2 protein-coding genes are annotated in these 5,776 nt (G+C 31.0%); both read right to left on the bottom strand.

Annotated elements, in window-relative coordinates; genetic code table 11:
* Positions 1-2,610: hypothetical protein (locus tag ACH2BC_RS10505; RefSeq protein ID WP_395053953.1), on the bottom strand; the 2,610-nt coding region annotated here is incomplete at its 3' end.
* 55 nt (positions 2,611-2,665) lie between these two features.
* A partial coding sequence (locus tag ACH2BC_RS10500) for a choice-of-anchor L domain-containing protein (RefSeq protein ID WP_395053952.1) occupies positions 2,666-5,776 on the bottom strand: 3,111 nt, incomplete at its 5' end.

Raw genomic sequence — 5,776 nt, 5'->3', positions numbered from 1 at the left:
AATTGCTGCAATATTATAGGTTATAGTGTAAATTCCGGCTGTACTTGCTGCTAAATTTATTTCGCCTGTTGTATTTGAAACAAAAACTAAACCAGATGTTGATGTAAATGTTCCGCCACTTGAAAATCCAGCATTTAAAATCGGACTTGGATTTGGAATACTATTTTTACAAACTGGTGTTGTGTAAGAAAATCCTGTTATTGGAATAATTATCGGGTTAATTGTTATTTGAGCATTTGATGTTGCATTTGTAGTAAAACAATTTGTACCATTTGCAACAATAGAATAAGTAACGGTATAGGTTCCTGCTGGAGATGTTAAATCAATTACTCCATTGCTAGGATTTAAAATTAGCCCAGATGGTAAAGAAGTAAAAATTCCACCTAGTGTAAATCCAATTCCTAAATTTGGATTATAATTAGTTGAAGTCAAAGTTCTACAAACTGGACTTGTATATGTAAAATTCGAAACAGGAATAACTTCTGGTATAATGGTAATTGTTGCTGTATTTGTTCCAGCAATTTGACAAGTCGCTAAATTTGGTAAAATAGAATAAGTTACTATATATGTTCCAGATGTACTTCCTGATAAACTAATTTCACCTGTTGTATTTGAAACAAAAACCAATCCAGCGGTTGATGAGAATGTTCCTCCAGTTGCAAAACCAGTATTTAAATTTGGAAATGGATTTGGAGAACTATTTTTACAAATAGGAGTATTGTATGTAAATACTGTAACTGGAATTATTTCTGGCAAAATTTGAATAGTTGCAGTACTCGAGCCTCCTAACAAACAATTGGTTGGGTCAGCTGTTATAGTATAGGTCACAACATAGGTTCCAATTGAACTTGCATTCAAATTGATAACCCCAGTTGAACTAGATATATAAACTAAACCTGCTGTTGAGGTAAAAGTTCCTCCTGATGTAAAACCAGTTGATAAACTTGGACTTGGATTAGCAACATTTTTACAAATAGGTGTCGGATAACTAAAAGTTGTAACAGGAGTAATTATTGGATTTACATTTATTGTAATAGAATAAGGCAAAGAACAAACTCCTAGAGCTGTTGTTGCAGTAAAATTATATGTTTGTGATATAGTATTACTTACAACATTCGGACTCCAAGTTCCAACAATTGGCGGCACATTTGTTGATTGTGAAGGCAAAGTTGGCACTACTCCATTAATACATACAAAACTAGGTAAGTTAAATGTTGGTGTTAATTTTGGTTTAATATTAACTATAATTGCAACCTGCAAAGCACATAGTCCAGAGTTTGGTGTAAAATTAATTTGTTGTAAACCTATAATGTTAGTATTAATTTTAGTTATTGGCGCACCCAAAACATTTGACCAAGTTCCACCTACACTATTAGTAGAGTTCAAAGGTAAATTTGGAACAATATCTCCAACACAATACACTAATGGAAAACCAAAAGTAGGTAAAGTATTTCTTCGAATTTCAATAACTACCGATCTGTTTTGACCGCATTCAGAAGCATTTGGATAAAAATAATAAGTTATTGTTTGAGACAATGGAGGAATAGTTCCTACAAATGCAGGATTTGTATCCACAAATACTGGTAATGCGGTAGGATTATCATTGATTAATGGGTTTAATGACCAAGCACCATCAATTCCTTCAGTTGAAGTGTTTGGTAATTGAACTGGAAGAATTGTTGGCAATAGTGGCAAAATTGGAGGAACTGCTGGTGTAACTTTTCTACAATAAGAAAGTATTAATGTTTCAAATGTTGGAAAAATTCTTGGAGTTACAACTACTGGACTTGTACTTTCAGATGGTGAAATTGCGCCTAAAGAATCTGTAGTTACCAACGAATAGACACCAGCACCTAATAGCGATATATTAGGTATAGTTGGGTTTTGCAATATCGATGTAAAACTATTTGGACCTGTCCAAACAAATGTAAACGGAGCTATGCCACCAGTTGGATTTGCTGTTAAGTTTAATGTATTTCCTTCGCAAATTGGGTTGGGTAAAGCAGTTGGCGAAGAGCTTGGACTATAAATAGTAAAATTAGCCTTAAAATTGGCACCTCCATTATTTATAAATTTTGTTTCTTCGCAAGTATTAATATTAACATTTGATCCTGTGTAAGAATAAAAAATCTCTAAAGTATAATTTCCAGCAGTTAACAAATGTATAAAATTAGTATTTAAAGAATAATCCTTCCACTTTTGATCACCATTTCCGCAAGGACCAATGTTATCATTAAAAAGAGAGTTTCCAACATTACAATCTGTAAATGTGTTTAACGAAATTGAATTATATAATCCAGTTGGCAGTCCAACAGGATAAACTCTCCAATTTAATGCGCCACTACAAACATTGCCAAAGACTGTTTTGAAAGTTTTAATTTCTGCGGCTGTAATTAAATTATTTACAGAGTTTTGTCCAAAACTTCCGAGATTAATTCCATCAAAATTCAAAGCTCCAGGATTTGGATTTATTTGATGAACATTAGCAGAAAATGTGGTGTTATAAATTGTATTATTAATTTTAATTCCACTTGCAAATGATCCGTAATTTTGACTAAAACAATTAAAATTAATAAAGATGTAGGTTAATAAAAATAATTTAAATTTCATATTTGAGGAGATATTAGTTGTTAATTTTATAAATATTTATTTTGATTTGTATTTTCTATTTGATTTCTTTATTGATATAAACCCAACCAGTTTTAGTGTTTCCGTCGCCTAATTCTGCAACATAATAATAGGTTCCGTCTGGAAGTATTTTATTGTCATCGGTTTTTCCATTCCATTCGTTCTTATAATTTGCCAAATTATATACCATTAAACCAAATCGATTGTAAATGCCTAATTGTTTTACATTTAATGTAGCTAAGTCAAAATAATCATTTTTGCCATCGCTATTCGGTGAGATTCCTTTTTGAATTTCACACTGTATATCGCTTGCGGAATAATTTACTGTTGTAGAGCAATTATTTACAGTTGCAATACATTTATAAAGTCCGATTTCGTTTATAATAATTTTAGAATCACTTGTGTTAAATGGTATTATTGAATTGCCTTGAAACCATTGGTAGTTTGCACCTGATAATTCAGGATTAACTTGCAAATTAAAAGCAGAAGATTGACAATTTCCAATTATTTCGAAAACAGGTATTGCATCAACCCTTATTGTTACAGTTCCATTTATAGCACATTGTCCAGCATTTGGGGTAAATACGGCTTTATTTATTGTGCCAGAAATCGTTGTTGTTAACGCGCTTGAATTCCAAGTACCTATTATCGGAGGATTGTTGTTTGAACTTGTCGGCAAAACTAATTCCGAATTTTGACAAATTATAATTGGATTAAAAGTTGGAGTAACAATTTCGTTTATTTTAACTTCAAAAGTATGACTATTTGTTAAAACACAATTGATTGCATCTGATAAAATTGTGTAAGTAATTTGGTATGTTCCTGCTAAGCTATTTGTTAAATTTATCAAACCAGTTGTTGAATTTATATCTAAATTTGGCGTAGAGCTAAAAGTACCTCCTTCGACAAAACCAGTTGATTTTGACGGAAAAGTATTTGCGTTTCCTTTACAAAGAGGCGATATATAACTAAATGTGGTTACTGGAGTAACGTTTGGTTTTATAACAATATTAAAATTAGTTTCATCAACACAAGTTCCAATTTGTGCTTTGATATACATTGGCAAAATAGATGAGGTTATAACATCTCCAGCAAAATATGCTGTTCCAGAGCCATTTGCACCGCTGTAATAATTATTATTTAATGACAAAATTGGTAATTTATAATTAGCGCAAACATTTATTGGTAAATTAGTATCAGCAACAACAATTACATTTGACACTGTTGTTGTTTTGGTTGTTGTACATCCAGAATTATTAACTGTTACCTCATAAGTTCCTGCTTGATTTATCGAGATTGAACTAGTTATATCAGTTAAAACAACATTATCTTTCTTCCAAGTTAATGCTACATTAGATAGTGAGAAATTAATTGGTGTTAATGAAATTTGTTGAGATATACTATTGCACAATGTTAATGTATTTGGTAAAAAAAATTGAGGTGTCAAATCTTGAACAATCAGATTGAAACATTTTACTCCAAAACATCCTGACAATGTATTTTGAACTCTTGCACAAATATTTTGTGGATTTGAAATATTGGTATACGATGTTGGATTTGAAATAGCGTTGGTATCGTTGTTAGCATCTGTATTATTCAAATAATATTTTACAGTATAACCAGTGGTAAAACCAGTTAGCAAAGTAATGTTGTTTTCAGTTAAATTAAACACATCAGTTCCCGAAGGATTACAATTTTTTGATAAGTTATTTGGATTTGAAGGAATAACTTTTGGATAATATTCGACAATAACACTGTCTGTTCCTGTACAATTTGACCCAATATAAGTAACTTGAACAATATAGGTTCCTGCGCTATTTATAGTCAATGTTGCGCCATTTTCGCCAGCAATAATAACACCATCTTTTAACCAAACAAATGAATACAATAATGCGTCAAGTTGACTATTTAAAACCTGAATTTCACCATCACACAAAGCATTATTGGTTGATTGCAATAAATTTGAACCAATATTTAAATTTCCGATGCCAAAACTACTTCCTTTTAAGAAAACTGCCGAATCATAAGCACCATCATTATTGTCAGCAATTACCAATTTAATATGATAAGGTCTGTTAATAACAACATTAGAACTCGCCACTAAAGGTTTGGTTTGTCCATTAAAATTTATTGGAGAGTTTAATGGATTTAATCCAGGTAACAGATTATATTGACCGAAATAATTTATATTTTCTGTAGAACAAGCCGTATTATATGCACTATCTCTTACAGAATAAACCGATATTGGAGTATTTGTTCCAGGTATAACAGCTAGGTTTGTTGTAACACCAGTTACACTATCGGTTAATAAAAAAGCAAAAGAATCTGAGAAAGAACATTGAAAAATTCCATATTCTTCTGATGCAAAAATATATTCAAAACTAATATTACTAGTTATTGGTGTAAAATCAAATTCTAATTTAGTAGCATTATTAGAATTGAAGACTATTCCAGCATTGTTAATTACAGTATTTAAATCATTATCACCAGCCCATAAACCTGCACCACCTGTACCATTACTTAAAACATTAGTATTTGGTCCATTAACAATCGCCGCAATACCTGTCGATAATACTATTCCGTCAGAAAAAGGAAATGTAGAATTATTTCGATTGAAATAACCTATTCCGTTAAAATTTGTTCCGAATGTTGTTCCTGTTGAATAGGTTATATTTGATACACTTGCACATGTAGAATTTAATAAAACATTTTGCACTAATTGTTGTTCTGTAAACTGGGTAGAATTAGATGAAATTGAAGGTGGAATTGTACCTACACAAACATTAAATGTAATATTTGAATTTGTAGTAAATGAACTTAAAAATACTCTTATAGTATAAGTTTCTCCTACATTAATATTACTTATTATTCCTTGAGAATCTGTTTCGCAAGCTATTTCTGTTAAAGAATTACAATTTGTTCCTGAATATAATACATAATTTAGATTAAATACATTTCCAACAACATTTATTAAACTTATAGAATGATTAGGTGATGTAGCTATAAATTGAAACCATGCATCATTTGTTTGAGTACCGCCGCAATTGTTTTGTTCTATTGAAGGTGTTGATCCAATTAACGATCCAGCCGAAACATTTGCACAAGATTGGTCAGGATTTGCAATAACTATTGTCGGTGTGATACAATT

Origin of the sequence: Flavobacterium sp. (assembly GCF_043760115.1) — a bacterium.
Lineage (GTDB): Bacteria > Bacteroidota > Bacteroidia > Flavobacteriales > Flavobacteriaceae > Flavobacterium.
Note: the sequence above shows the minus strand (reverse complement) of the source record. Positions and strands in the feature narration are given on the sequence as shown.